This is a genomic window from Bacillus sp. 05T21, assembly GCF_056396785.1.
Map to the genome: position 1 here is coordinate 25,391 of NZ_JBFTMD010000006.1, position 26,379 is coordinate 51,769.

Here is a 26,379-nt window from a genome sequence, read left to right on the forward strand (position 1 = left end):
TAAGAAAATGTTATATATTTGTATCGCTATTTTAGCTGGTGTTTCTATCGTTGTTGCTAGAATTATTAACGCGAATTTAGCAAAGGAAATTGGAAATTGGGAAGGCACATTTTTCAATTATATTACTGGATTATTTTTCTCCATGTTATTTTTAATTTTCAGTTCAGATTCGTTGTATATTTCTAGTCATACGCTACAATCCATACCTATTGCTGTATACTTAGGCGGATTAGTAGGCGTTATCGTCATCTCATTATCAAACTATATTACTCCTAAAATATCAGCATTTTATTTAACGTTACTCATCTTTATCGGACAATTGTTTACGGGGACTATCATCGATTTCTTCCTGTCACACGAACTATCAACCGGAAAAATTATCGGTGGATTTCTCGTATTAATAGGGCTTACTTACAATTTACTCGTTGATCGCCCTATAAAAACCGTGAAGCATAACCACGTTCAACTATAATACTTTACGCTTACCTATCATATATTAATRGAAAAGCTCTTCACATGAAGCCATAGAGAGGAGAATACCCTATTAAGAAAATCATTTTATTGATAGGTAGCGCATTGATTGTTTTTGGAACCGTATGGTTTTTAAACTCTGGAAAATCTATTCAAGATCTCTATACAGCAAGTAAACCAAAGAAGAAAGCTACTATTATTTCAACTCAAAGAGACCCAAATGCACCTCCTGTTTTTTTAGGAAAACAGGAAATAAAAGATATACATGTAGAGTCGCTTAAGACAAAAAAATCTATCTTCCTTACAAAAACAGATGAATTAAAAACATTCATTAACAGTATGGATACAGCAAAAAAAGGCGATTTAACGCTAGATGAAGAAGGTTCTGATTTAGTAGATTGTAACATGTGGATTACTTTCCAAGATGGAACTTATAAACAATATTTAATTTGGATAGTAGATAACAACAGTAGTGAAGTTATGATTGCCCATCAAAACACTCCTGATGACGTAGACCTTACTTATTATCAATTAAATGAAGGTAATTCAAAAAAAGTATATAACTTATTTAAAAAGGTTATTTAATAGAAAAAGTCATGAGCTACTAGGCCCATGACTTTTTCTATTTATATATATTCAGGGAACACTTTACAACTCTTTTCCTGCTCTATATCATGTCCAAAGAAAACAATTGGGTTCTCTTTCCTAACAACTTCTTTTAAACGTTTAATTGAAGATAAAGCTAATTCCGAATCAAATCCAGCGAACCGCACTTCATCTTCAAAATTTTCTTTCGTATACGATGCATCGATCGTTAATAACACTGGGCCAGAGTTCTCTGTCTCAATGAATAGCGACTGATGCCCCGGAGTATGTCCTGGTGTATACAATAATTGAACTCCTGGTACGACTTCATAATCCCCTTCAATGATCTTGTATTTCAAATTCGGCAATATACATTCTTTCATATATTCTTCACTATGTTGTGCCGCCTCATATTCAGCACGCTGCACAATAATCGGTGTATTTGTAAAAGCACCATTTCCTCCTGCATGATCAAAATGTAAGTGAGAACTAATAATATACAGAAGGTCTTCCGGCTCATAACCAACGCGTTTTAAAATATTCACGATTCTATCTTCTTCAGTCATTTTCGGTAAAATCTGTCCTTCAACAAATGTACCGTTAAAAAGGCCTTCATTATTAATCGCACTTTCTGGCATACCTGTATCTACTAAAATAGGTCCTTCTTCAGTCTCCAAAAGATAACACCAAACCGGTAAGTCTAATAATTTTCCTGGTGTTAATGTACTGTTAACAGACGAATGATCCAACATACAACGACCTGCTGAGACGAAATAAAGCTTTTTTACCGTCATTATGTATCCACCTTTACAAATAATTTAGGATAAAACAATACTATATTTCGCTTATGAGAAATAAACTCCTTCTCACCTTTCATTATTTCAACTATTATCTTTTCAATTGTTCACAACTTTTCATTCCAAATCCAGTGATACTGGAAAGCCTATGCAGAAATCCAATCCTCCTTTAAGTATATAAGATAAAAGTATCACTTTTTCTTATAATAACACTACAATTCCCTGAAAACAGAATATATTTGATATTTTCAGGGAATTGATTGAGTCGTCGAAACCAAGACGTTAAAACGAATTTTGGACATAAAATAACCGACTACCTACATGTTTTAAAAAAGGAGTCGGCTATTTTGCTTATTTATTATTGATTTGCATGCTCTTTATATGTGATGAGCGAAAATTTTCAAGAGTAATATGCTACTTTAGTTTCCATGCTTTTTCACTGAAATACTTCCGTTATGTGTGTTTAATTTAATTTGATTTTCTCCCTTCCCAATAACGGCATTTCCATTATATTTATTCAGGATATTCGCTTTTCCATTGTCGACAGAGACATTAAATTGAACATTAGTTGGTTCTTTTTCAGTTTCAATATTAATCTTGCCATTATGAGTCGTAAAATTGAGATTTCGATCAAGTTCATTTGTTTTAAGAGAAAGACTTCCGTTTTTAGATTGCCCTTCTAGTTCACCTTCAACATGATCTAGCATTATTCGTCCATTATTCGATTTCACATGAATATTTTGCGCCGTTATATCTTTAAAGTCCATACTTCCATTATTTGTTTCCGCATTAATTTTTTGCGAATTGATCTCTCTTAATTCAACACGCCCATTGCTTGTATTGATATCAAAATGCGTTGTATTTTGTTGTTTTGCAGAAACGTAACCATTGTTATTGGAAATTTTTAATGAATCATATTGTTTTTCAGGCAGATAGACATTTAATGTTAATGGGACCAATACTTCAGAAATGTTGAAGTTGAACCAACTCTGTTGTTTTTCTTTGTAAGAAATGAGAAGCGTTGAACCTTTTTCATCCGTAGCTAATGTTCTTTTTATGTTAGGATTAACTTCCCCATCTAATGTTACTTTCATGTTACTTTCTGTTATAGGATTGATGTTAACACGCACGTTATTCGTATCGATAATGACACTTGACACATTATTATTGTTAATGACCTTTTCTTCTGAAATTGGTACTGTGGCAATTGAACGATAAGTGAATAGACTTCCCACAATCCCAATAATGAAAATAATACCTGCAATGATTGAAAGTTTCTTTTTATTTATCATGCTTAAAACCACCTTTTACTAGTGCTATATTGAACTTTAAATAACGAACAAATCCATTCTTTGCTAGCTTCGTTAAAAATAACATAGCAATTACAATGAAATATCCAAGTCCACAAAGTGCTAAAGAAACGAAAAGATTAAATAACAAGAATGTATTTGGATGTATAATAGTATCAACTAGAACAAGTAATGGTGAACCTAAAAATGAGATTCCTAGAACCCATCCTGAAAAAATCAATGCCGCTAATGTAATTGCAGGTCCAAGCACGATTAACAAATTGAAAAAACCTAATCCAATTACTGCCCAAATTGCCCGAAAAACATTTCCTGTTGTTGCACTTGCTGTTACTTTCTCAATATGATAATCTGCTAATAACTCTTTGGCGATTTGAGCTGGAGAACCTAATGAAGCTACAATTTCTTCTTCACTTTTCCCTTCCTCTAATCCGAAAGTAAAATGTTCTTCATAATCTTTTAAAATATCTGCACGCTCTTTTTCAGATAATCTTTTTAGAGATGCATTTAATTGTTGTAAAAATTTATTTTTCGTCATTACGTACACCTTCTTTTATTAATTGATTGACACCTTGTGAAAACTCATTCCATTCCTCCAAAAGTTGATACAAATACGTTCTACCTTTATCCGTCAGTTTATAATACTTCCTTGAAGGCCCTTCTGAAGACTCCTGTAAATACGTTGTAAAATATTCTTCTTTAGTTAATCTACGAAGTAGAGGATAAACAGACCCTTCTGATATTTCAATTTGATTGGAAATACTCCGAACTAATTCATACCCATAACGGTCTTGCTTATCAAGTAAGACAAGAACACAAAGTTCTAAAACTCCTTTTTTAAATTGTACATTCAATATTCATTCACCCTATTCTAATTGGCATCTACTACTATTTATTGTTTAGTACTGTTTTATAATAAGTAACTACAAGTATAATATAACACTTGGTATTGTTCATTGCAAGGTACACTGGAAAAATAAGTATACCTTTCATCCGACGCTTATAAAATCAAAACGATGGCTCCTCTCCAGTTACAAAGTTCTAAATGAGGTTGAAACAAGCCTTTAACAAAATGGAAAGGACCCAACTTTTTTACATAATGACACTTTACCTACTATAATAAAAGAGAAAAAGACTCTTACTTTAATGGAGGGAATAAAAATGAAAGCAATTGGTTTACATGAATACTTACCTATTGAAGAAGAAAACAGTTTAATTGATATTGAAGTTGAAAGACCTGTTGCCACAGGAAGAGATATACTTGTAAAGATTAACGCTATTTCCGTTAATCCAGTTGATACAAAAGTTCGATCTCCGAAAGATAAAAAAGAAGATATAGCAAAAATACTTGGCTGGGATGCTAGTGGTGTTGTTGTGCAAACAGGCGATGGTTGTACGTTATTTAAAGAAGGCGATGAAGTGTTTTACGCTGGAAGCATTACAAGGCAAGGTACATACAGTGAATACCATTTAGTTGATGAAAGAATTGTTGGTAAAAAACCAAAAACGTTAAGTGATGCTGAATCTGCAGCACTTCCTTTAACAGCCATTACCGCATGGGAAGGTTTGTTTGAACGTTTAGGGATTGATTATAATAAGAAAGATGAAAATTCATTTAAAAACATTTTAATTATCGGCGGAGCTGGTGGTGTTGGCTCGATTGCTATTCAGTTAGCTAAATGGGCTGGACTAAACGCAATCGCAACCGCATCCCGCAACGAAACTATACACTGGGTGGAAAAATTCGGTGCCGATTATATAGTTAATCATCACCAACCTTTAAAAGATCAAATATTAGAATTTGGGCTAAAAGATGTAGATTATATCTTCTGCTTAAACAATACTGATCAGCATTGGCACGCGATGGGTGACATCATTAAACCACAAGGTAAAATTTGCTCTATCGTAGAAAATGAACACCCTCTTGAGATGGGAATTTTAAAAAGTAAAAGTGCTACATTCGTTTGGGAGTTTATGTTTACAAAAGCGATGTATGAAACTGGTGATATGAGTACGCAGCACGAACTATTAAATAAAGTAAGCGAGCTATTAGATGAAGGTATTTTAAAGACTACATTAAATGAAACATTCACACCAATTAACGCTGAAAACATAAAGAAAGCACATGCACAACTTGAAAGTGGGCGTACAATTGGAAAGATCGTTGTAGAGAAATTTTAATAATAAAAAGTCCGATTTCTAAACGGGAAATCGGACTTTTTACTATCTTTATTTACTTGAAATCTCTTGATCATTTTTAACGTCTAACGGAGCTCGTTTCCCTATTCCGAAAGCATAGAAACTAATTGTTACGATAGCTAAGAAAACAATACCTACAATTAGTGAAATACGTGTATCATCGTTAAACCACATTCCGATTAATACCATAATTAAAAAGGCTATCGTCAAATAGTTTGTAACAGGAGCAAATGGCATTTTGAATGGATGATCTTTCATCTCTGCTCCCTTTTCTTTTCTAAAACGAATTTGACTAATTAAAATGACAAACCATGGCACCATACCAGGAAGTACACTCGCACTATATACATATACGAATAAGTTTTTCGGTGCAATATAACTTAAAACAACACCAACCGCTAAACCGATAATTACACCAACTGTACCGAATAAAGGTACACCGTTATTAGAGATCTTCGTAAAGTATTTCGGTGCTTGTCCATTTACACCTAGTGTATAAAGCATACGTCCAGCACTATAAATACCACTGTTACAACCAGACATTGCGGCTGTAATAACAACGAAGTTAATAAGTCCCGCAGCTGCCGTAATACCAACTTTCGCAAAAGTCGCTACGAACGGACTACCAATTGAACTTAATTGATCCCAAGGATAAACAGTTACAATAACGAAAATAGCACCAATATAGAAAATTAAAATACGCCAAATTGTACTTTGAATTGCTCTAGTAAGTGTCTTCTTCGGATCTTTCGCTTCACCAGCAGTAATCCCGATTAATTCCACACCTTGATACGCTCCAACTACAAGTGATAATGCAAAGAAGAATCCTGAAAAACCACCTGTAAAGAAACCGCCGTTTGCCCAAAGATTAGATATGCCAATCGCTTCTCCGCCGTTACCAATTCCAAAGAAAATAAGTCCAAATCCCGCAATAATCATTAATAGAATCGTAACGATTTTAATCATCGCAAACCAAAATTCAAATTCACCAAATGACTTAACAGAAATTAAGTTAGCCGCACCAAGAATAACCATCGCGATAATACCAGGTATCCAAGCTGGTAAATCCGGGAACCAATATTTCATATACGCTCCAACTGCGATAATCTCTGACATCCCAACAATAACCCACTGAAACCAGTTACTCCACGCTGTCATATAACCAGCTAACGGATGAATATATTTGTGACCAAATGTCGCAAATGAACCTGTGCTTGGCTCCATATACAACATTTCTCCCATGGCACGCATAATGAAGAAGATGAAAACACCTGCGATTGCATATGCAAGCATTACTGACGGACCCGTCCATTTAATCGTGCTGGCTGACCCCATAAACAAACCAACACCAATTGTTCCGCCTAAAGCAATCATTTGAATATGACGTGCTTCTAAACCTCGTTTCAATTCTTTGTTTGCCACTTCATTTCCCCCTCTTAGATGATTCATAGCCGCATTTAAAGTAAGATGGTGTACCCTAATTCCTGTTTGGCCCTGAAAATGATGAAACAAACGTCATTTTAGACTAACTTTAAAGCTATCCTAAAATCTCATTTTGCCTCTTATAAAATTTCCAAAACCCCTCATCTTCCTATTTTCTATAAAATTTAAAATTGCTCACTTCATATTAATTCATTTATCTGAAAAGTTCAATTATTTTTTCGGTAAATTATTATATATTAGTTTGATTAATTTTTAACTAAATTAACAATAAAATACATCTATTCAATATGATTCCGGTATGAATGTTATTACAATATAAATAACCGAGGAGAAAATATCCGCCTCGGTTTCATACTGTATATACTTCACTCTTTATAGTTTGTACTGTAATTGCTTACACATGCGATTAACGTATCACGCAGAAATTTAATATATTAGTAGAACTACAAAGTCACTAACTTCTACTTTTCTTAATTATCCCATTATCACAGCTGAAAATTCTCTTTCCCATCTCCTACTTTAAGAAAAATATAACCGCACTTAAAATAATCAACAATACACCGGAAAGAGGAAAACTCTTCTCCTCAGCTTTTATCTTCTCCTTAATAATACCTTTAATTTTTGTCTTTATATCCTCTGGGCATTTTCTAAATAAAATATTAGTTGTATGTAATGGTCTATTCAATATTCGAATTTTAACAGGAGATCCTGATAAATATATATTATTTTTATCCAATGTAAATTCTATGTTCGCTTCGGTTAACCCGTCTTTCACTAATATATTCACTCGGCTAGAAGCTAGATTAAATACCGTATAATCGTTAAAATCGAGCCCTCTAATCTCGAAATGTGAGTATATAAGAATAAAAGTTATCAGCAACAAACATAGTATCAATATGGTTTTTGTTAACGAAAGTTGCTCTAATACGTAGGTAGATGATGTCATATAAGCACAAAAGAATGTAATTAAATTACATAGATAATGATTTAAAATGAAAGTTTTTCTTACAACTATACTAAGTCCGGAAATGATTAGTAGAGCGCATACTAGGTTCATTAACATATTTTCACCCTCCCCAATAACTATAACTATACAACTTTGCTATATTTTAATATTAATTACATATTCATACCTATAGTTATGTTCATAAAATATAAAAGAGTCTCATTAAAAAATGAGACTCTTTTACGATTTCATATTTAAATCATTTTTGAAGTTTGTTTACCAAAAATAAACACCTTAGTAAACACCATCATTATAACTACAATAACAAGAAAATAAAGTGGCATCACCATCAACGAGCCCGTATGCAGCTGACTCATTCCCAAAATTGTCATTGTTACAATTACATAGTACCCTAAGCTAAATAATGCTCCAGCTGTACCAATGACATCTTGAAAATCTACTAATGCTAAACTTAAACAGTTAGGTAATGCTACCCCAATTCCTAATAGCAATATAAACATCGCTACTAAAAATCCGGTCATATATATTATGTTTGGATTTGATCCAAATGAAGTAATAACAGTTAAGAGGATAGCTCCTCCTGCCATTACAAGACAACCGATATATATAATTTTCTCTGGTTTATAAGTAGCAAGTAACCGCTTTGAAACTTTCGCTCCAATAATAGAAGCAGACGCAACAACAATTCCTAGAAATCCGTACATACTAGGCGATAACTGAAAGTATTCAATAAAGATAAACGGCGCTTCTGCATAGTAGCTAAATAAAACACCATTTGCTCCTCCAATTAATAATCCATACGTTACTACTTTCGGATTTGTAATCAACCTTTTCGCTACTGAAAACACATTTATTTTATCCGTTACTGATTCCGTTTTTGTTTCCGGAAGAGAAACAAACGTATATAACAAAATCCCAACACTCATAACAACTAAACTCAAAAATACTATTTTAAATCCAAACATTTGATCAAGAAAGCCCCCAATTAGTGGACCTATCGCTGGTGTAAAAGCAATGACTGCCGAAATTTGAGCAAACATAACATGACGTTTATGCCCCTCTACACTTTCACGAAGAATCGTTTGTGTCACAACTGAACCAGCACTCGCTCCAAATGCTTGAATAAAACGACTAAACAATAAAAATTCAATAGAATTTGCAATATAGCATAAGAAACTTCCAGCGCCATATACTACAATTCCAAATAACATTGCTGGGCGACGACCAATTATATCTGATAACCATCCAATAAAAAATACACCTAAAGCAAATCCAGCAAAATAAACACTAAGCGTTAACTGTACCTCATTATTACTTACGTGCAACGCCTTTGAAATATCTGGTAAAGACGGTGTGTAAATTGTTTCACTAATTTGTGGAAATGCCACAAGAATAATCATTAACCAAAGTGATGGTACTGAGACTTTTTTCACTTTTAATACCCTCCTATAACTTTGAAAATCTCAGAAATGAATAGACTTTCCTTAGCTACGGAACAGGAGGGGCCATTATAGAAATTCGATCATAAAACAACAAACAAAACACCTCAATTACGTATGTTAATACTTATAGGAGGGTAATATTAACATTGATTTTAAAATATACTTTTTCAATTATATTACATATTGCGTTTCTTTTTCTAGTATTGAGCTTTGGAGGATTTGTTAGAAGGATAACTTGATACCGTCACTATTTTATGGAATAATTAGGAATAGTTTGAATTGATAGATCGAATTATTGCATGATAGACTAGCATATTTGTAATGTCGTAAAGCTTACAAACAGGAGGACTTTTGTAATGATTGAAATTTTAAGGACAGTAATAAATTTCCTAATTGCTCTCTTCTCAAGAGAATTACCACTTGTATATTATGTATGGATTATTACCCTATTCCTAATTCAAATAATCCAATCTACTCTAAACTATAAACTATTTAACAAGAAAGATAATTTCAGCACTTATATATCAGAAGGATTACTTGCTTTTATTATTTTATTGTTTGGAGGTATGTTAGTATCTAAGTTACTTGCTTACATAATAGACGACTCTACTATTAGTATGACAAATTTAACACATTATTTTATTTCTCTTATTATATTAACTATATTTGTCGTCATAAGCTGTCTTAAAGATTTTATAGAAACATCTATCAAAAATAAAAATGTGTCTCTTTTTAGCTTTTTAGTAGTTTCCTTAATAACAAGTATACTTTCATTCAAGTTTTTATCACCTTTAATCGAAGGTTCTTTTTCTCTTTCTAAATCTTTTATAACCACTTTAATCATTCTTGTAACTATATCAATTCCTCTATTAATTTCCTTAGAGGAAAAATATGCAGATAAAAAAGAAACGGAAAATTTATAGCTTCTCATTTACATAAAAGAAAGGGGAAGCTCCCCTCTTTCTTTTATATCGTCCTATTTCACAAGATTAAATCATCCCTTTTAATATCAACCCCAAAACTGACATTACTATTGCACTTATAATAATTCGCAAAATCCAAGTTATGTTTGTACTTATTTTTTCCAATTGCTTATTGATTGTTGCTATGTCTTTCTCATTAATAGTGGTACGCGTTTCTAAATTACGAATGTCTCTCATAATTTCTTTTTGCTCCGCCTTGAGACAGTCAATTTTAGCGTAAACATCTTCCATATATTCACACCATCTGTTCATCTCAATAGAAAAAACTATATATATTATGAGACAACCCTCTTACCTGTGAATACATTCCGTATATCCGCACACCAAATTATTTGTACAATCTAATTGAATTACTTACACGTTTCCATTCTCCTATATATAAGTCTTCGTTTAGATAATATGTGGTATAAAAAGAAATCTCATTATCCCACTTTAATAATGTATTCTAAGTACTCTTTATATGCCGTTTCATAAAGACCTGTAGCATATTTAAAGCCTTTTTTATTTTTTTAACAACAAACAAGATGCAATCCAACATGCGGTAGCACCTACGATAATTACTATTATTTAAATCACCATTCTCACATTTAAAACTCAATATAGTAAGTATTCTCTTCTTAAAAATCATCTTTTTTAGCTACTTAATGTATACTAATATTAATATGAACTAGCTGTATTGATAAACTCTCTAGTACAAGAAATATACTAGCTGAAGCAGATCTATATCCGATATTTTTCCCATGAACATTAATGCTGATTTCCACTAAATGTGTTTGAATAGCATTATTTTCAAAAATTTCATCCTCAACTTTTACAATATCAGCTTTACTATCCACTTCTTTAAAGGTTTTCAATAATTTTGTTTCTAATAGACTAAAATCAAAATTTTCATCTTTTATTACAGCAAATTTAATCTTCATATCGATTTCCCCATTTTTAACAAACTAAAATCATTTAATCAATATATATATATATATATTGATTAAATGATTCAAAATATACGCTTCTTATACACTATTACTAAATATCATTTCTAAAAGGATTAAGTGCAAAAAAGAAAGAAAGTAAATAAAGAAAAAAATTAGTACTCTCACAATTAAGTAAACTCTAATTTTTTCTTCTATCTACTTATTATTTAAGGTTAATAGTGATATAACCAGATTAAAAAATTCGACTTAAATTCATTGATGAATGGAGAGGTTTATATGAAATTAAAAGACAAAGTAGCAATCATAACTGGTGGTGCAAGTGGAATTGGTGAATCCACTGTTCGCCTTTTTATTGAAGAAGGTGCAAAAGTAGTTATTGCTGACTTTTCTGAACGTGGAAAAGGCCTATCAGATGAATTGAATGCACATGGATATAATACATTATTTATTAAAACTGATGTAACAAAAGAAGCAGATATTAAACAGCTAATCCATGAGACAGTAAGTAAATACGGTAAATTAGATATTATGTATGCCAATGCCGGCGTTGCTGATGATGCACCGGCAAACGAACTGTCCTATGAAAAATGGAAAAGAACCATTGATATTAACTTGTCTGGGGTATTCCTTTCTGATAAATATTCGATTGAACAATTTCTTAAACAAGGTACAGGCGGTGTCATCGTTAACGCTGGTTCGATTCATAGTTTTGTTTCATTACCTACCCCAACAGCATACTCCTCTGCAAAAGGTGGTGTGAAACTATTAACTCAAAATTTATGTACTGCCTACGCTAAATATGGAATACGTATTAATGCGGTCTGCCCTGGCTATATTGACACCCCTTTACTTGGTAGTGTTAATCCTCAACAGAAAGGATATTTAGCTTCACTTCATCCCCAAGGCAGACTTGGAACACCAAAAGAAGTAGCCAAAGCTGTCTTATTTTTAGCAAGTGATGATGCTAGCTTTGTTAATGGTACAACACTTCTTGTTGATGGAGGCTATACTGCACGCTAATTTTAAAATTTGAAGTACGGCTCTAAGAAATATATAGTCTTTAACAGAAAAAGCGCCATCACAAGTGACGGCGCTTTTTATATGTAAGAGCTACTAGAAGATACCCTTCTAGCCTACTCCCATTTATAAGTCCAAAACTGTTCAAGTTGCAGCCATTTTAATGTTGCTGCATCTTTATTTTTTATTTTTGCATGCGTGTCTTCCAGCATCGCTTCTGTTTGTGAACGATGCGCACCTAGTGCGGTTAACTTATGTTCAAATACTTCACTAATATTATTTACAACATCCGGCTCACCGAGTACTGCTTCACGATTTTTCGTAATTGCAACTGCATGAATGACTGGACGCCCTTCTTTTGGCATACGTGATACAGCGCGAACGACAGCACGGCCAAATGCATTATGGTCTGGATGTACGCCATGCTCAGGATAAAATGTAATAATTCGAGATGGATTTACTTCTTGAATGATTGCTTCAATTTTGTCTGCAACGAAATCAACATCTTCAAACTCTAACGTTTTATCATGGAAACCAAGCATTCTTAAATCTTGAATGCCCATCGCTTCACAAGCCTCTTTCAATTCTTTCTCGCGAATATTTGGAATCGTTTCACGGTTAGCGAATACGTTTTTCCCCATATTACGTCCCATTTGTCCAAGAGTACCACATGCATACGTTACAGGTACTCCTTGATCTGTTAATAAGCGAATTGTTCCTCCCGCAGCATATGCTTCATCATCTGGATGTGGAAATACAACAAGTACATGTCTCTCCATAAGTTTCCCTCCTTCTTACTTAAATGGTGTTAAGCTTAATTCAAGCGCAACTGCTAGGCGGCCTAGATTATCATGTCCAGCTAATAATAAACGCTCTTGATCATCTACTTCCCAATGCGTAATACCTTCAGCATATACCCAGCCATGATCCATTTTTAGACCAACTCGGTATGGGTTTGTTCCAGTTATTTTCCCGCGCTCAAAACGGATAATTGCATTTCGAATGAATGCTCCAACTGTCATCATCTTTTCATTTATGTGTGATGCATACGCTCCGTTTGTCGTTTCTAAATGAATATATACATCTTTATTTACAAAACGTTCGATTTCATTTTGAATAAGAGAACTATCTTTTACTATTTCCATCGGAATTCACCTCTTTAAACCATTTTACGCAAAAATAATGTAAATTGCTATCTCTATATTAGAGGACAACGCTCACTTTTCCTAATAATTTGCACTGTGTTTTTTTATTTTTTTATATCATATGTAGAATTGATGTTTTTTCCTTCACTTTGTTAAATGGTTTTCTTTCTTTTTTGAATTTGCTACAATATAAATTACGCAGAGGGATGCATTTTTACAATTGAATACATACTTTAAAGAAGGTGACATGTTTGGAATATTCAGCACATGAAGTAGCAAATTGGCAATATTATTTTGCAATTGCCGTATTTTTAGTCACGTACGGTTTTATTATTTCTGAGAAATTGAATCGTGCTGTAATCGCACTATTCGGTGCTGCTATTATGATTATTTTTGGAATTGTAGATTTACATACTGCTTTCACATCACATATTCAATGGGAAACAATCACCCTTTTAATTGGGATGATGATTCTCGTACATATTACGAGTCAATCAGGCGTATTTGAATTTGTAGCCATTAAAGCAGCAAAAACAGCTGGCGGAAAACCAATCCGCATTTTATTATTACTATCCCTATTAACCGCTGTCGGTTCTGCATTTTTGGACAACGTAACAACCGTATTATTAATCGTACCTGTTACACTATCCATTACACGTATTTTAAAAGTAAATCCTGTTCCTTATTTGATTTCAGAAGTACTATTTTCAAATATAGGTGGAACAGCAACATTAATTGGTGACCCGCCGAACATTATGATTGGATCAGCTAATAAGCATTTAGACTTTAATGCCTTTTTACTAAACTTAGCTCCAATTGTAATCATTATTTCTATCGTTACACTTGGCATTATTTACTTCATGTATCGCAACAAACTAAAAACAACGCCTGAGCAAATCGAAAAGCTAATGGCATTAAATGAAAAAGATTATATTAAAGATCAGAGCCTCCTTTTAAAATCCATTACGATTTTAGGACTAACTATTTTAGGCTTTGTACTTCATTCTATTATTCATGTAGACGCTGCCGTTATTGCGATGACAGGTGCTACACTTCTTATGTTAATCGGTGTGAAAGAACATGATATTGAAGATGTATTTGCCCACGTTGAATGGGTAACAATTTTCTTCTTCGCTGGACTATTCGTTCTCGTTGGCGGATTAATTGATATCGGACTTATTTCTTCACTCGCAAAAGAAGTACTCGACGTAACAAATGGCGATATCGGTTTCGCTGCTATACTTATCTTATGGGTATCTGGCATCGCATCTGCGACAATTGATAACATCCCATTTGTCGCAACGATGATTCCACTTATTCAAGATTTAGCTACAGGACTCGGACTATCTGTCGATTCTCCGCAAATTGAAGTACTATGGTGGGCGTTATCACTTGGAGCTTGCCTAGGAGGCAACGGAACATTAATTGGAGCATCAGCAAACGTAGTCGTTGCTGGTATTGCAAAACGTGAAGGACATGGGTTCTCTTATATGGACTTCTTAAAAATCGGTTTCCCCTTAACGATCATTGCGCTATTGTTATCACATGCTTACATTTATTTACGTTATTTAATGTAGAAGTTGTATTGCATGAAATTATGTCGTCAAATAAAAAAGGTTTGCAGCACTATGCTACAAACCTTTTTTCATCACCAAAATATACCTATAATTGCTAATCCACCTAAAATCATACCACCAATTTGTCCGATGATTGTTGGTGATAGTTGAACACCTTTTCTCACTTCAACAACTGGTCTTTCGTGCCTTAGTTGCTGCACTTCACTTTGAAGTTGATGTACACTTCCGTGTAGTTCTTTAATTAGTTCTTTTAATTCAGCGACCTCTTCGTTTACTGGCTTACTTTTTTCTAAGTTCATCTCGCATAACTCCTTATAAAGTGAAACTTTAATCAGTGGGGATTTTGTTCATCCCCCACTGATTATTAGTTGAACCAATCGGGCGTTTACGGGCAGTTGATCTCACACCTAACTTCTTCGCTCCACCTGAATTTTGAGGTGGGAATTTTACTGCCCGTTAATGCGGGATAAATTCAATCAGTTCACTGTAAAATTTCGCCAATTATCGTTATATCTCCTGCATACTACATATATAATATGGAATGTACCTTTATTAACAAGACCCTTTTAAGAACAAATTTAGATATTTTAAAAAGACAACTTTCATTAGTTCTTTATATATATAAAGGACTAATATATTCAACAATTCTATTCTTTATAGTTTCTTTTTCATACAAAAAGCTTCACTAAAATTTAGCAGGTGTACCTTGATGAAAATACATTTGCCATCTTCCTTCTCTAAATTTCCATATCGAACTACGTAACGAGTGTTGATTATTTATTTCATTGAATATTCGATAAGTAGTTAATGCTACATCTTTGGATAATGGATGTACTTCGAAATCACTCAAAGTCATTTTTACCACACCAATTCCACTTTTATCGATATCCTCATTTTTATATAAAACTTTACCAGAACTCCCAAACTCAAAAAAATCAGCGGCAAGTATCTTTTTAAGCTCCTTTTGAGATGTGCGAACCCCTGGTTTAAGTAATCGTTCCTCTAGCTGATATAAACACTCTCTTAATGAAGATAAACCTTCCATTAGTACACTCCTCCGCTCATCATTACCCAAATATTACAACTTTTCACTCTACACTACACAATTATTCTGTATGTTTTTGCTAGTTCTGCAGCTCTATCCATTCATCCCGCAATATCCCCATAATCATACGATCAAAACACTTTCCGTCTCGCTGAACTGCTTCTCTCATACACCCTTCCATCTGAAAACCCATCTTTTTATACAACGCAATGGCTGCTTTATTATAAGAAATAACATCGAGACCGACGCGGTGTAAATTCATTTCATAGAACGCATACTTTAGAATAATATGTATCGCTTCTTTCCCATATCCCTTCCCTCTATCATTTGCCTCTCCTATACCAATTGCTAATAGACCTGTTCTGTTATTCCACTCTATGCCGTGAATTGCAACAAAACCAATTAAGCGATCATCTTGAACTGTCCTTACCATGAAAGAAACACTATTCGATCTCCGTCCCTTTAATACATCATTTTCTATTTCATGTAAAGATTGCGGGAATGCTAAGTCTGTATCTACATTTCTCAAATACTCACTATCCTCTTGCCACATAGCCATTACTTTAGCATCTGTTTCTCTAATAGCTGATAATTTAATAGTTTTATTTTGAAAAAGATTCATTGTCATCTAAAACTCCCCTTTTTTTAAAATAGCGGGGACAATTATTCTGGCCTATTATCCCCTTGTCCTTTGAACTGTTGTATTAACGGGATACTCACAATAAGCGCTGACATTGGCACATCTCCCTTGCATTGAATTAACTTCATTGTATAATTTTTCATTTATTCTAACAATAACAACAATAAAAAGGCCCTCCAAATTTAGAGGGCCTTTCCTAATAGTAAAACTGTATTATTTCGTAAACATTTTCTCCGCTTCATCCATTGCCATTTTGTTGCCTAAAGCAGAATAGTCAAGCCATGGTTGGTCATTGATAATGTATACGTGCTTGCCTTTAACAGCTTTTAAGTCTTTCCAAATTGGTGTTTCTTGAAGTTGTTTAAATGCTGCTTTCGCTTTATCGTCTCTGTTTACAACAACGAAAATAGCATCCGCATCAAAGTCAGGTAATACTTCTTGTGAAATGACTTCGAAAGGACGGTCTCCATCAATTTTCTCTACACCATTTGCAGGTTGTAATCCTAAGTCTTGGAATAAAATTGGTCCCATCGGTCTTTTCGTACTAAATACACGTAATTCTTTTGCAGTAACGCGAATTGCCATTACTTTCTCATTATTACCTAGCTCTTTATCTATTAAACTTTTTACTCGTTTTGATTGCTCTTCATAATCTTGAATATATTTATCTGCTTCTTTCTCACGGTTTACAAGCTTACCAACTTCTTTTAAATGATCTCTCCACGTACCTTCATCTAAATTAAAAGAATGTGTTTTTGCAATTTTTTCGTATTTCGCTAAATCTTTGCCAGCATATTTTTCATCCACATAAATTTCAGATGGCTTTAATTGTAGTAATGCTTCCATATTCGGATCTGTTACAACGCCAAGTTTCTTCGTATCTTTCAACTGTTCTTTCACGTGAGGTAAGAAATCTTTTAAATCTCCACCAATTACAGAACCTACCGGTGTAATTCCTAATGCAAGTAAGTTATTCGTTAAATGAATAGACATAGAAGCAATTTTTGGATCATTACTTTTTTCAGTTTTTTTAGTTGCCTCTTCACTAGATTTCGTTTGACCACATGCTGATAATACTAAAATAAACATAATGCTAAATAAAATAGTAAGTTTCTTTTTCATATGTTCTCCTCTTTGAAGTATTTATTTTGTTTTTGTAAGTAAATAAAGAAAATATGGCGCACCTAAAGCCGCTACTACTACGCCAGCTGGAATAGAGTTTGGCTCAAATAAAGATCGTCCTATCGTATCCGCGAGTACTAAAATAATCATTCCAATTATGCCAGCTAACGGAAGAAAATGTTGATATGTACTACCTACTAACTTTCTTGCGATATGCGGAGAAACTAAGCCGATAAAGCCAATTCCCCCTGCCATTGATACACTTGCACAAGACAATCCTACCGCTGTAGCTAAAAGCAGTAACCGTTCTTTTTGAACAGATACACCAAGTCCTGCTGCTACACTATCACCTAGTGACAGTGCATTTAACGTTTTGGATTTCAGCCATGCGTACGGAGTTAGTATCAAAATCCAAGGTAATAATGCTAGGACATGAATCCAATCTCTTCCCCACACGTTACCAACTAACCACCTAGAAGCGAATGTATACGTCTCATCATTTAACTTGAGCGAGAAAAATAACGAAAGTGCACTAAAACCAGCTGAAACTGCAATACCAACAAGAATAAGTCTAATGGGAAGTAAACCTTTTGACCGATCACTCGCAAGCAAAACAATAAGAAATGCAGCTAGCACTCCTCCGCCAAATGTAAATAACGGTATTAAAATCGATGCACTCTCGTTAATAGAATGAAAGAAAGTAACAAATACAATAAGCCCGAAAGAAGCACCCGAATGTAATCCAAGAATACCGGGATCTGCTAGTGCATTACGAGATAGCCCTTGCAAAATCGCACCGGAAACTCCAAGGCCAATACCTGCTAACATTGTGATTATAATTCTTGGCATACGATAATCGTATAGCACGGTTGCACTCTCAAAATCACCATAGCCAAAAAGCGTTTGAATTACTTTGAGCGGCGCGATGCTCAACGTTCCCGTATTTAAGCTAATCAAAATTACAGCGATACTTATACATCCGAAAATTGTAGTTACAGTAATAGCCCTCTTTTTATCCGTGTTAAAAAGATTCTTCACTTATAGCTCACTCCCAACTTTACGTGCTATATAGAGGAAGAACGGAACTCCAACAAGAGCTACCATAATCCCTATCGCAAGTTCTTTAGGAGGATTTACTGTTCTTGCCCCTAAATCAGCTAAAACTAATAACATAGCTCCTAATAATGCTGACATAGGAATAATTAGTCGATAATTAACACCTACTAATTTTCTAGCAATGTGCGGAATGACTAGTCCTACAAATCCAATGGAACCAACAGCTGAAACAGAAACACCTGCTAGAATCACTACCATAATCATCCCAAGTATTCTCGTTCGGTTCGTTTTTACACCTAAATTTGTAGCGACATCATCCCCCATCGATATGAGTGAAATAGATCGCCCTAGCGCTGTCGCAAAAACAATTGTTATGAGAATAATAGGCACTAAAAATTTCAAGTATTCCCACTTAACCCCCGCAACACCACCAGCATACCAAAATGCTAAATCTTGGCTTAAGTCATAATAAATCGCGACACCTGAACTTAACGAATGTAAAAGCGCGGCCATAACTGCCCCTGCAATCGTTAACCTCATCGGCGTTAAACCGCCTGATGTTGCTGATCCAATAATAAAAATGAGTACTGTACTTAAAACTGCTCCAATAAAGGAGACAATCATTAAATAGGAATACGGCATATGCGGGAAAAAAGCAAAACTAAGTGCTACTACAAACATCGCACCTGCATTTATTCCGAGTACACCTGCATCAGCTAAAGGATTTCGTGTTACCCCTTGCATAACAGCTCCGGCGACTGCAAAAGCAGCTCCTACAACTGCTGCGCCAATTACCCTTGGGAGCCTTAATTCATAAATAATTTGATGCTGTGTTAATTTCGGATTATAATCAAAAACCGCTGCCCACACCGTTTGCAAATGAATATCCTTTGCCCCGAATGCAATAGCTAAAAATATAGATCCGATTAAACATAAAATTGTTAAGCTCATGAAACATACGAACTTAATATGTATCCAGCGATTATTGCCAGCATGTACAGTAAACTTATGTAACATGTTTCATTTCATCCTTTATATTCAGTTCTTTTTTATAATTATTTTTTATTTATAATCATTATTGATAATAATTATCATTTTCATTCAGATATTATATCTCCACTTTTTTTAAATAGCAAACTATTTTTTTACTTTGTTAAACTATCAAAATACTTATTACAATTCCCTTCTAAAACTTCCAAATACATGCAAAATGACGTACTGTTTTATTTTCAAATTTGTAGTATACTAAGTTATTATTTTGATTTTTCAAATAATAACCCTGAAGGTGAAAACATGTTTTATGTAAAACAACTACTCTATTTTACTTATGAACAAGCATTATCCTGTTTGTTCCCTGTCGTTATTTTTTTAACACTTGCTCTTTCAAAAATCATTTCGATTCCAGGGCTGTACCGATATGATTTCATACTCATCGTATGTCTTCTTATGCAGTGGATTATGTACAAGACTGGTCTTGAAACAAAAGACGAACTAAAAGTAATTACTGTCTTTCACCTCATCGGCCTTCTACTAGAAATATATAAAGTACATTTCGGTTCATGGAGTTATCCTGAAGAGGCATATTCAAAAATTTTCGGAGTTCCGCTTTACAGCGGTTTTATGTATGCGAGTGTTGCTAGTTACATATGCCAAGCGTGGAGAAGATTGCATTTACAAATGTATAATTGGCCGAGGGCTATTTTTGCAATACCGTTAGGAGCTATGATTTACTTCAATTTTTTCACACATCATTTTCTATATGACTTTAGATGGGTATTAACCTTACTTTTATTCATTGTATTCTTTCGCACATTTGTGGAATTTTCATTACAAGGCATTACATATAAAATGCCACTCGTTCTCTCCTTTTTCCTTATCGGTTTCTTTATTTGGATTGCAGAGAACATTGCAACATTTTTCGGAGCATGGCAATATCCAAATCAACAGGAAACGTGGAATCTCGTTCACCTAAGCAAAATTAGCTCATGGTTTTTACTCGTTGTTATTAGCATTATGATTGTTACACAACTCAAACATTTTAAGCAGTCGAAAAGATAATGCTAATTATGTAAAAACATTAAAATAACAACTTATCTTCCTTACCCAATAAAAAAATCCACTCTGTAAAAACAGTTAGCCCATCACTCATTAGAGAGTGATGGGCCTTTTTTATTAATATTTTTTAAACCGTTCTCATCAAAGAGGTTATAGGTTCATCATAATTTACAAGCGCATAAGCAGTTACACATTATGAACTAGTACTAGCAGAAGAGGTTGCTGCAGATGAAGCGGCAATCGTTGCTATCATAGCTGCTTGTTGTGCTTGTATGAGGACTTCTATCATTGTTTGTAAACCTGCGTTGGTAGCTTTACTTTCCTCACCTTTCTGACTTACGAACAGTTGAATAGCAATAAGAATATTCGTATCTGTATGCCAACGGAAAAATTTCTCCCCTTGCAATTTTTCAATCAACGCTTTAATAGAATGAATCTCTTTTTCTCCATCCTCAAGTACCGCTAGTAGCCCGATAGCTGGATAATGCATCTGTTTCACTTTTACCTTTTCTTGTTTTAACAAATTCCATATGTTTGTACATGTTGCAACTAACATTTCTTCACGGACATCCTTCTTTAGTGAGAGGATATGACTTAAAAACTGAAGATCATTCCCTTTACGCAAACCAGCTTTCGCTAGTTTCTGATAAAGACGTTCTACCCGGTCCATAAGTGTTTCTACATTCTCTGATTGTCCTGCTAGTAAAACCGCGAGTGGATAATCATTTGTACCTGTAAGAAAAAGATGATCCTCTTTCATCCGTTTATATACTTGCATCGAACGCTGAATGTGCGTGCCATGCTGTTCATTTTCTTCTGTTAAAAGCACAGCTGCTGCGAGATAAGTAAATATACTCCGGCTAAAGCCACCAGCGACCAATTGTTCATATAAATCTAAAAACCTCCGAAAAGCTTCCTTGTAATCTGTAAAGTGAATATCTAATGTTGCGGCCACCACAAAGCGATGATAAGACTTTAAGTATGAAAACATCCCTACCTGATTCTTAATATAACTACTAATTTCTAAAAAACGTCCGAGATCAAACAGTTTATCACTACCTGCATACATAGCGGCAATCATCATACCTGTTCGAGAATCACTCGTTTTCCATTTTAGTTCTCCCTTTAACTGTGCATATATATGTGTGTATTGCTCCAACTTTTGTTCCAATGTAATCATAGTATTCCCCCATTTTCTAGTTCCTCTCTTTTATTATACGTATATTCCATATTTAGGAATACCCTATTTCATACAGATTTTGCAACCTTATACTTTCTTCTGTATTATTTTCAATATTTTTCTATTAAGTAATACAGAAAAAATAATAACTACCATAAAACTTAGGATGTTTCTTTATCCTAATTGGTTGGTTTTCTTTCCTTCTTCATCAGCATCACGATGATTAGCGTTCATAATCCTTAATCCTTCAAGAAGTTCAACAACAAAAAAGGATAGATAATAAATTATCTACCCCTTTTTTGTCTATATATTATTTAACATTACCAAAAACTAAAGAGCCTTAATAATACGTTCCATCGCCTTCATTTGCCCAATATGGTCTGCTTCATGATAAAGCATCATACCGTAAAGCTCTCCAACTGTTTCCAACCCTAAAAATGGCTCTGGAAGTTTATTTTCAAATACTTCTGCTGGAATTTCTTGAATGCGCTTCGCTTGTTCTTTTAATTGAACCGTTAACACTTCTAATGATGGCCCTTCTGTTTTCCATTTAGACGGTTTTGATCCATACCCAAACATACCTGGATATTCAGTTGGTAATTGTTTGAATTCTTTTCCAAACATGAAAACTTCTGCCGCCGTTAACACGTGACCGATATGCCAGCGAATTGTATTGTTAAAGCCCTCCGGCTGCGTATCCGCAGTTTTGTCATCTAACGTTTCCATAAATTTAAGTAATGCCCCACGCGTTATTTCAAATTGTTTTAAACCAATTATTCTATTCATTTTATCGTCCCCTTTTTTATGTACAATTTATTATGAACTAAGGATGTTAAACTTATTAAAGTTTCACCTTGTTTAATCTATCAGAAACAATTAAGAAAAACATCTAATATGCTTAACGCACTTCGGAAATATGTTTTTTTAAAAAGGTACAACCCCCGTAAATATAGAATTACTTACAGCGCAAATATTTTAGTAAACAAAAGAGGAGTGTAATTACATGGTAGATGTTTTAAAACAACAATATAATCTTATTAGTGCTACAAGGGAACATCTATTTACATTTTTGGAAGAAATTCCACGAGAAAAATTGCACAGCATAGTTCCTAATTTCGGAAGTGGCAGCATTTTAAAAACCCATATTCATGTAGCTGATTGCTACCGATACTGGCTTGGATCATTCGCATTCAAGCAAAAACGAGCAGATTTTTCATTCGCTAGTGATTATGAAATTGAGCATGCAGATGTCGAGAAAGTTCGTGCTAGATTTAAGTTAGTCGATGAGGTTGTAATGCGTTTTTTAGATGAATACAATGACCGTTGGCTCGAAAATATAGCAAATGAAGTGAAATGGCAAAAAGAACCTTGGAGCACAACTCCGCTATGGCTTTTAACTCATGTGGAAACACATGAATTTCATCATAAAGGTCAAATTGTATCAATGGCTCGTCACCTCGGATACACTCCTCCTGACACAGACCTTAGTTAGTTAATTACTGCAACTGAACTTAATAAAGTGAAACTTTAATCAGTGGGGGCTTTGTTCGTCCTCCACTGATTATTAGCCTTCACCAATCGGGCGTTTACGGGCAGTTGATCTCCCACCTAACTTCTTTGCTCCAGCCAAATTTTAAGGTGGGAGTCTTACTGCCCACAAATAGCGGGATAAACACAAAAAGAAAGAGCACGTTTTGATTAACCTTTTTCAAAACATGCTCTTTCTTTCCGTAAATAAGTTAATCGTTTATTATATTACTTCCTCACTTATAACACCCGTTAATTAAAAGACTCCCTCGTCACCTCAATAAATTGCTGCAGTGGCGATGTCATCCATTTATCTTTATGCCAAGCGATTTGTGTATAAATCGGACTAATTGTATTTTCTAAATGTAACTCTTTTATCGTTCCTTCTCGTATATCTTTTTCTACTACTATTGCTGGCAAAACTGCTATACCTAAATCGGCAATGACACATTGTTTAATTGCTTCTACACTAACAAATTCAATCTTATTTGCTGGGTATACATCTTCTGTACGAAATAACTCTTCAAATAAAGTCCGATACGAGCAGCCTAGTTCTGTTAGTAAAAGTGTTTCACTTTCTAAATCTTTTGTAGAAACGGAAGGTTGTTCAAGTAAACGATGCCCCGGAGCAGCTACTACTTTTAATTCTTCTTTCATAAGTGGCTCCACATGTAAAACATCTTCTGTTTTACATTCGTCTAAAATAAATACAAGGTCTACTTTCCCCTCCATCAATTGTTCCTTCGCATCTTTATTGGAATGTGCTGGTTTAAATATAAGTTTTATTTGCGGAAATTGTGCTTTAAATTTCTTTAATATAGATGGAAGCCTATATGTACATTGACTTTCTTGCGCACCAATTATTAACGTGCCTGCTATTTCCTCATCATCTTTCACAGCCATTTTTGCTTCGTTACTAAGCGCAATCATCTTATCGGCATATAGTTGAAACTTCTTTCCTGCTTCAGTTAAGAAAAGACGTTTTCCTAATCTCTCAAATAACGGCGTACCGAGCTCAGCCTCTAACGTTTTAATTTGCGCTGTCACGCTCGACTGAGCAAAATTCAATTTCTTCGCAGTTTGTGTAAAATTTAAGCTTTCTGCAGCCACTTTAAATGTAATTAATTGTTTTATCTCCATTTATCATCCCTCTTTTCAATCGATATTTCCGATTGATTTCATCGAAATAATCCTCTTTGTCTATTGATATTTGTATTGTATGATAAAGAACATCGACAAACAATATAAATGGAGGTATTCCATATGAAAGCACTTTGTTTCGAAACATTCGGAGACGCTGATGTACTACAATATAAAGAAATACCTGATCCAATCATAAATCCAAATGAAATTCTTGTTCGCATGCAAGCAATCGGTTTAAATTTCGCTGATATTTATAGACGCCGCGGCGATTATCACCTCGCTGGTAACCCGCCTTATATATTAGGTTATGAAGGCGCTGGTATTGTTGAAAAAGTAGGAGCTAACGTTACTACTATCAATCCCGGAGACCACATTGCATTTGCTGACGTTCCATTCTCAAATGCAGAATTAGTTGCCGTTCCATCTGAAAAAGCAATTACACTTCCAGACTCTATTTCTTTTGAAACAGCCGCTTCTGTCTTATTACAAGGATTAACAGCACATTATTTAACGAAAGATAGCTATCAAATAAAACAAGGCGATATAGCTTTAGTACACGCTGCAGCTGGTGGCGTTGGTCAACTTCTCGTTCAAATGATTAAACTACTGGGCGGAACAGTAATCGGTCTTACATCATCAAAAGAAAAAGCACAAGTAGCTACGTTAGCTGGTGCTGATCACGTATTTTTATATACTGAAGCATGGCATACGAAAGTACTTGAATTAACTAATGGTGCCGGAGTAAATGTTGTGTATGAATCAGTAGGTTCTACTTTAGAAGAAAGTTTTAAAGCTACTAAAGTTGGTGGTACCGTTGTATTCTATGGAATGGCTGGCGGGAATCCCGCGCCTGTAGATCCACGTATGCTTATGGATACTTCAAAAACTTTAACTGGCGGAGACCTTTGGAACGTTCTTACTACGTATGAAGAACGCAAGCAACGCTCTACTCAATTAGTTGATTGGATCACTGCAGGAGAATTAAATATCGCGAGTCCAACTACATTCGCTTTACAAGATGGTGCTCTTGCACATGAATTATTAGAGAGCCGTAAAAGTACTGGGAAGATTTTATTAATCCCGTAATCGTTCCACTTAAAAAAAGAAAAGATAAGCATATAAAAGAGCATCGATTCCGATGCTCTTTTATTATGGAATTTTATTAGTTTCTTTTTATTCCAGTAATTTTCGGCTCATCATATGAAATAATGTCGATTATATGGTTCAAACAAGGAATTTGATAGTGAACGAACTGCTCTTCAGGAAATATAAATTCAGCAATTGTTCCTGTTTTAATGAAATCCAAATATCTTGATTTTGAGTAAATCCTAAAAATTCTACCTTCTGAAATTTCGTAATCATCCATTACAGTAAACGATTCATTAGTAATGGAGTAAGCAACATACGTTTCAAAATCCAATTGCACAATTGGCAGATTGTCATCAACATCAATGGATGATGCTTCTATTTCCACCTCACCTGTAATTTTCATGAGTCCCTTAGTTTTGTTAACTTTGCACCTATCAATAAGTACCCTCAGTGAATTCCCTTCAGGTTCAATCAATTTGTTTAAATATATATATCCTTTAAATTCCATCAAATCTTGAAAATCCATTATTCCCCCCCCATTTTGAAAATCTATCTGAAACAGTTGCGAGTCTCTTTACATTACTGCTCAAACAAGATTTTATACACCTATTCTAATCAACTGTAACATAAATCATTGTGCACTCTGACTTTATGTTGAAA

Annotated in this window: 29 protein-coding genes and 1 pseudogene; 9 read left to right on the forward strand and 21 right to left on the reverse strand. The window is 34.3% G+C overall.

Annotated elements, in window-relative coordinates; genetic code table 11:
* Positions 1–7 precede the first annotated feature (7 nt).
* Complete coding sequence (locus tag AC1DKZ_RS13815) at positions 8–472, forward strand: DMT family transporter (RefSeq protein ID WP_016100928.1); 465 nt, start codon at positions 8–10, stop codon at positions 470–472.
* A gap of 104 nt (positions 473–576) precedes the next feature.
* The gene (locus tag AC1DKZ_RS13820) at positions 577–1,056 is read left to right on the forward strand and encodes a hypothetical protein (RefSeq protein WP_002128384.1); all 480 of its coding nucleotides are present in this window, start codon (positions 577–579) and stop codon (positions 1,054–1,056) included.
* 41 nt (positions 1,057–1,097) lie between these two features.
* On the opposite strand, the gene aiiA is transcribed toward AC1DKZ_RS13820, so the two are convergent.
* From aiiA to AC1DKZ_RS13840, 4 genes are all read right to left on the reverse strand, one after another.
* Entirely contained in the window at positions 1,098–1,850 is a 753-nt protein-coding gene (gene aiiA / locus AC1DKZ_RS13825) for a quorum-quenching N-acyl homoserine lactonase AiiA (protein WP_476996450.1), read from the reverse strand.
* A 422-nt stretch (positions 1,851–2,272) separates the two neighbouring features.
* A complete protein-coding gene (locus AC1DKZ_RS13830; protein ID WP_476996451.1) occupies positions 2,273–3,145 on the reverse strand; it encodes a DUF4097 family beta strand repeat-containing protein in 873 nt (290 codons plus the stop codon).
* The gene (locus tag AC1DKZ_RS13835; RefSeq protein ID WP_002137566.1) at positions 3,135–3,698 is read right to left on the reverse strand and encodes an HAAS signaling domain-containing protein; all 564 of its coding nucleotides are present in this window, start codon (positions 3,696–3,698) and stop codon (positions 3,135–3,137) included. The genes AC1DKZ_RS13830 and AC1DKZ_RS13835 overlap by 11 nt, the downstream gene beginning before the upstream one ends.
* Positions 3,685–4,014, reverse strand: coding sequence for a PadR family transcriptional regulator (locus AC1DKZ_RS13840; RefSeq protein WP_002137567.1), 330 nt, complete (start codon positions 4,012–4,014; stop codon positions 3,685–3,687). The genes AC1DKZ_RS13835 and AC1DKZ_RS13840 overlap by 14 nt, the downstream gene beginning before the upstream one ends.
* Positions 4,015–4,321: 307 nt before the next feature.
* Here AC1DKZ_RS13840 and AC1DKZ_RS13845 point away from each other — a divergent pair, with 307 nt between their 5' ends.
* Positions 4,322–5,341, forward strand: coding sequence for a zinc-binding alcohol dehydrogenase family protein (locus tag AC1DKZ_RS13845; RefSeq protein WP_476996452.1), 1,020 nt, complete (start codon positions 4,322–4,324; stop codon positions 5,339–5,341).
* A 48-nt stretch (positions 5,342–5,389) separates the two neighbouring features.
* Here the strand turns inward: AC1DKZ_RS13845 and AC1DKZ_RS13850 are convergent, their stop codons facing one another.
* From AC1DKZ_RS13850 to AC1DKZ_RS13860, 3 genes are all read right to left on the reverse strand, one after another.
* Entirely contained in the window at positions 5,390–6,781 is a 1,392-nt protein-coding gene (locus tag AC1DKZ_RS13850) for an amino acid permease (RefSeq protein ID WP_219303225.1), read from the reverse strand.
* A 535-nt stretch (positions 6,782–7,316) separates the two neighbouring features.
* A complete protein-coding gene (locus AC1DKZ_RS13855) occupies positions 7,317–7,865 on the reverse strand; it encodes a hypothetical protein (protein WP_476996453.1) in 549 nt (182 codons plus the stop codon).
* A 137-nt stretch (positions 7,866–8,002) separates the two neighbouring features.
* Positions 8,003–9,202 carry a multidrug effflux MFS transporter gene (locus AC1DKZ_RS13860; RefSeq protein WP_476996454.1) on the reverse strand — a complete coding sequence of 400 codons (1,200 nt, stop codon included), beginning with the start codon at positions 9,200–9,202 and terminating at the stop codon, positions 8,003–8,005.
* Positions 9,203–9,567: 365 nt separating this feature from the next.
* On the opposite strand from AC1DKZ_RS13860, the gene AC1DKZ_RS13865 reads away from it, so the two are divergent.
* Positions 9,568–10,134, forward strand: a complete 567-nt coding sequence (locus AC1DKZ_RS13865; protein ID WP_476996455.1) for a DUF5823 family protein — start codon at positions 9,568–9,570, stop codon at positions 10,132–10,134.
* Positions 10,135–10,200: 66 nt separating this feature from the next.
* Here the strand turns inward: AC1DKZ_RS13865 and AC1DKZ_RS13870 are convergent, their stop codons facing one another.
* Together AC1DKZ_RS13870 and AC1DKZ_RS13875 are read right to left on the reverse strand one after the other, a co-directional pair.
* A complete protein-coding gene (locus AC1DKZ_RS13870; protein ID WP_476996456.1) occupies positions 10,201–10,425 on the reverse strand; it encodes a hemolysin XhlA family protein in 225 nt (74 codons plus the stop codon).
* 410 nt (positions 10,426–10,835) lie between these two features.
* Positions 10,836–11,114 carry a hypothetical protein gene (locus tag AC1DKZ_RS13875; protein ID WP_002087631.1) on the reverse strand — a complete coding sequence of 93 codons (279 nt, stop codon included), beginning with the start codon at positions 11,112–11,114 and terminating at the stop codon, positions 10,836–10,838.
* A gap of 285 nt (positions 11,115–11,399) precedes the next feature.
* On the opposite strand from AC1DKZ_RS13875, the gene AC1DKZ_RS13880 reads away from it, so the two are divergent.
* Positions 11,400–12,143, forward strand: a complete 744-nt coding sequence (locus AC1DKZ_RS13880) for an SDR family NAD(P)-dependent oxidoreductase (RefSeq protein ID WP_476996457.1) — start codon at positions 11,400–11,402, stop codon at positions 12,141–12,143.
* Between the two features lie 113 nt (positions 12,144–12,256).
* Here the strand turns inward: AC1DKZ_RS13880 and bshB2 are convergent, their stop codons facing one another.
* The gene (gene bshB2, locus AC1DKZ_RS13885) at positions 12,257–12,919 is read right to left on the reverse strand and encodes a bacillithiol biosynthesis deacetylase BshB2 (RefSeq protein WP_219303228.1); all 663 of its coding nucleotides are present in this window, start codon (positions 12,917–12,919) and stop codon (positions 12,257–12,259) included.
* A 15-nt stretch (positions 12,920–12,934) separates the two neighbouring features.
* The gene (locus tag AC1DKZ_RS13890; protein WP_000407045.1) at positions 12,935–13,285 is read right to left on the reverse strand and encodes a YojF family protein; all 351 of its coding nucleotides are present in this window, start codon (positions 13,283–13,285) and stop codon (positions 12,935–12,937) included.
* Positions 13,286–13,536: 251 nt separating this feature from the next.
* Here AC1DKZ_RS13890 and AC1DKZ_RS13895 point away from each other — a divergent pair, with 251 nt between their 5' ends.
* Positions 13,537–14,862, forward strand: coding sequence for an ArsB/NhaD family transporter (locus AC1DKZ_RS13895; RefSeq protein WP_476996458.1), 1,326 nt, complete (start codon positions 13,537–13,539; stop codon positions 14,860–14,862).
* Between the two features lie 71 nt (positions 14,863–14,933).
* Here the strand turns inward: AC1DKZ_RS13895 and AC1DKZ_RS13900 are convergent, their stop codons facing one another.
* The 6 genes from AC1DKZ_RS13900 to AC1DKZ_RS13925 form a co-directional block, all read right to left on the reverse strand.
* Complete coding sequence (locus AC1DKZ_RS13900) at positions 14,934–15,161, reverse strand: coiled-coil domain-containing protein (protein ID WP_002033458.1); 228 nt, start codon at positions 15,159–15,161, stop codon at positions 14,934–14,936.
* A 386-nt stretch (positions 15,162–15,547) separates the two neighbouring features.
* Complete coding sequence (locus tag AC1DKZ_RS13905) at positions 15,548–15,907, reverse strand: nuclear transport factor 2 family protein (protein WP_002033457.1); 360 nt, start codon at positions 15,905–15,907, stop codon at positions 15,548–15,550.
* Positions 15,908–15,986: 79 nt separating this feature from the next.
* On the reverse strand, positions 15,987–16,535 hold the full coding sequence (locus tag AC1DKZ_RS13910) for a GNAT family N-acetyltransferase (RefSeq protein WP_476996459.1): 549 nt from the start codon (positions 16,533–16,535) through the stop codon (positions 15,987–15,989).
* A gap of 225 nt (positions 16,536–16,760) precedes the next feature.
* A complete protein-coding gene (locus AC1DKZ_RS13915) occupies positions 16,761–17,669 on the reverse strand; it encodes an iron-hydroxamate ABC transporter substrate-binding protein (RefSeq protein ID WP_219303231.1) in 909 nt (302 codons plus the stop codon).
* A gap of 21 nt (positions 17,670–17,690) precedes the next feature.
* The gene (locus tag AC1DKZ_RS13920) at positions 17,691–18,707 is read right to left on the reverse strand and encodes a FecCD family ABC transporter permease (RefSeq protein ID WP_476996460.1); all 1,017 of its coding nucleotides are present in this window, start codon (positions 18,705–18,707) and stop codon (positions 17,691–17,693) included.
* Positions 18,708–19,742: a FecCD family ABC transporter permease gene (locus AC1DKZ_RS13925; RefSeq protein WP_476996461.1), complete on the reverse strand. Its 1,035-nt coding sequence runs from the start codon at positions 19,740–19,742 to the stop codon at positions 18,708–18,710.
* Between the two features lie 276 nt (positions 19,743–20,018).
* Here AC1DKZ_RS13925 and AC1DKZ_RS13930 point away from each other — a divergent pair, with 276 nt between their 5' ends.
* Entirely contained in the window at positions 20,019–20,783 is a 765-nt protein-coding gene (locus AC1DKZ_RS13930; RefSeq protein ID WP_219303234.1) for a DUF817 domain-containing protein, read from the forward strand.
* Positions 20,784–20,973: 190 nt separating this feature from the next.
* Here the strand turns inward: AC1DKZ_RS13930 and AC1DKZ_RS13935 are convergent.
* Both AC1DKZ_RS13935 and AC1DKZ_RS13940 read right to left on the reverse strand, forming a co-directional pair.
* Positions 20,974–22,010: pseudogene (locus AC1DKZ_RS13935) on the reverse strand (DUF4003 domain-containing protein).
* Positions 22,011–22,290: 280 nt separating this feature from the next.
* The gene (locus AC1DKZ_RS13940; RefSeq protein ID WP_476996462.1) at positions 22,291–22,746 is read right to left on the reverse strand and encodes a DinB family protein; all 456 of its coding nucleotides are present in this window, start codon (positions 22,744–22,746) and stop codon (positions 22,291–22,293) included.
* A gap of 217 nt (positions 22,747–22,963) precedes the next feature.
* On the opposite strand from AC1DKZ_RS13940, the gene AC1DKZ_RS13945 reads away from it, so the two are divergent.
* Positions 22,964–23,452 (forward strand): DinB family protein, encoded by a 489-nt coding sequence (locus tag AC1DKZ_RS13945; protein ID WP_476996463.1) that lies wholly within the window; start codon positions 22,964–22,966, stop codon positions 23,450–23,452.
* A gap of 287 nt (positions 23,453–23,739) precedes the next feature.
* On the opposite strand, the gene AC1DKZ_RS13950 is transcribed toward AC1DKZ_RS13945, so the two are convergent.
* Complete coding sequence (locus AC1DKZ_RS13950) at positions 23,740–24,627, reverse strand: LysR family transcriptional regulator (protein WP_476996464.1); 888 nt, start codon at positions 24,625–24,627, stop codon at positions 23,740–23,742.
* Between the two features lie 123 nt (positions 24,628–24,750).
* On the opposite strand from AC1DKZ_RS13950, the gene AC1DKZ_RS13955 reads away from it, so the two are divergent.
* The gene (locus AC1DKZ_RS13955) at positions 24,751–25,716 is read left to right on the forward strand and encodes a quinone oxidoreductase family protein (protein ID WP_476996465.1); all 966 of its coding nucleotides are present in this window, start codon (positions 24,751–24,753) and stop codon (positions 25,714–25,716) included.
* A 76-nt stretch (positions 25,717–25,792) separates the two neighbouring features.
* Here AC1DKZ_RS13955 and AC1DKZ_RS13960 read toward each other — a convergent pair whose 3' ends face one another.
* Positions 25,793–26,245: a hypothetical protein gene (locus AC1DKZ_RS13960; RefSeq protein WP_476996466.1), complete on the reverse strand. Its 453-nt coding sequence runs from the start codon at positions 26,243–26,245 to the stop codon at positions 25,793–25,795.
* Positions 26,246–26,379 lie beyond the last annotated feature (134 nt).

Coding starts and splice junctions, on each gene's coding strand:
- AC1DKZ_RS13855 (WP_476996453.1), bottom strand. CDS start 7,865: ATGTTAATGAACCTAGTATGCGCTCTACTAATCATTTCCGGACTTAGT.
- AC1DKZ_RS13955 (WP_476996465.1), top strand. CDS start 24,751: ATGAAAGCACTTTGTTTCGAAACATTCGGAGACGCTGATGTACTACAA.
- AC1DKZ_RS13890 (WP_000407045.1), bottom strand. CDS start 13,285: ATGGAAATAGTAAAAGATAGTTCTCTTATTCAAAATGAAATCGAACGT.
- AC1DKZ_RS13945 (WP_476996463.1), top strand. CDS start 22,964: ATGGTAGATGTTTTAAAACAACAATATAATCTTATTAGTGCTACAAGG.
- AC1DKZ_RS13950 (WP_476996464.1), bottom strand. CDS start 24,627: ATGGAGATAAAACAATTAATTACATTTAAAGTGGCTGCAGAAAGCTTA.
- AC1DKZ_RS13900 (WP_002033458.1), bottom strand. CDS start 15,161: ATGAACTTAGAAAAAAGTAAGCCAGTAAACGAAGAGGTCGCTGAATTA.
- AC1DKZ_RS13835 (WP_002137566.1), bottom strand. CDS start 3,698: ATGACGAAAAATAAATTTTTACAACAATTAAATGCATCTCTAAAAAGA.
- AC1DKZ_RS13845 (WP_476996452.1), top strand. CDS start 4,322: ATGAAAGCAATTGGTTTACATGAATACTTACCTATTGAAGAAGAAAAC.
- AC1DKZ_RS13930 (WP_219303234.1), top strand. CDS start 20,019: ATGTTTTATGTAAAACAACTACTCTATTTTACTTATGAACAAGCATTA.
- AC1DKZ_RS13915 (WP_219303231.1), bottom strand. CDS start 17,669: ATGAAAAAGAAACTTACTATTTTATTTAGCATTATGTTTATTTTAGTA.
- AC1DKZ_RS13925 (WP_476996461.1), bottom strand. CDS start 19,742: ATGTTACATAAGTTTACTGTACATGCTGGCAATAATCGCTGGATACAT.
- AC1DKZ_RS13865 (WP_476996455.1), top strand. CDS start 9,568: ATGATTGAAATTTTAAGGACAGTAATAAATTTCCTAATTGCTCTCTTC.
- AC1DKZ_RS13830 (WP_476996451.1), bottom strand. CDS start 3,145: ATGATAAATAAAAAGAAACTTTCAATCATTGCAGGTATTATTTTCATT.
- AC1DKZ_RS13905 (WP_002033457.1), bottom strand. CDS start 15,907: ATGGAAGGTTTATCTTCATTAAGAGAGTGTTTATATCAGCTAGAGGAA.
- AC1DKZ_RS13960 (WP_476996466.1), bottom strand. CDS start 26,245: ATGGATTTTCAAGATTTGATGGAATTTAAAGGATATATATATTTAAAC.
- aiiA (WP_476996450.1), bottom strand. CDS start 1,850: ATGACGGTAAAAAAGCTTTATTTCGTCTCAGCAGGTCGTTGTATGTTG.
- AC1DKZ_RS13880 (WP_476996457.1), top strand. CDS start 11,400: ATGAAATTAAAAGACAAAGTAGCAATCATAACTGGTGGTGCAAGTGGA.
- bshB2 (WP_219303228.1), bottom strand. CDS start 12,919: ATGGAGAGACATGTACTTGTTGTATTTCCACATCCAGATGATGAAGCA.
- AC1DKZ_RS13910 (WP_476996459.1), bottom strand. CDS start 16,535: ATGACAATGAATCTTTTTCAAAATAAAACTATTAAATTATCAGCTATT.
- AC1DKZ_RS13815 (WP_016100928.1), top strand. CDS start 8: ATGTTATATATTTGTATCGCTATTTTAGCTGGTGTTTCTATCGTTGTT.
- AC1DKZ_RS13870 (WP_476996456.1), bottom strand. CDS start 10,425: ATGGAAGATGTTTACGCTAAAATTGACTGTCTCAAGGCGGAGCAAAAA.
- AC1DKZ_RS13940 (WP_476996462.1), bottom strand. CDS start 22,746: ATGAATAGAATAATTGGTTTAAAACAATTTGAAATAACGCGTGGGGCA.
- AC1DKZ_RS13875 (WP_002087631.1), bottom strand. CDS start 11,114: ATGAAGATTAAATTTGCTGTAATAAAAGATGAAAATTTTGATTTTAGT.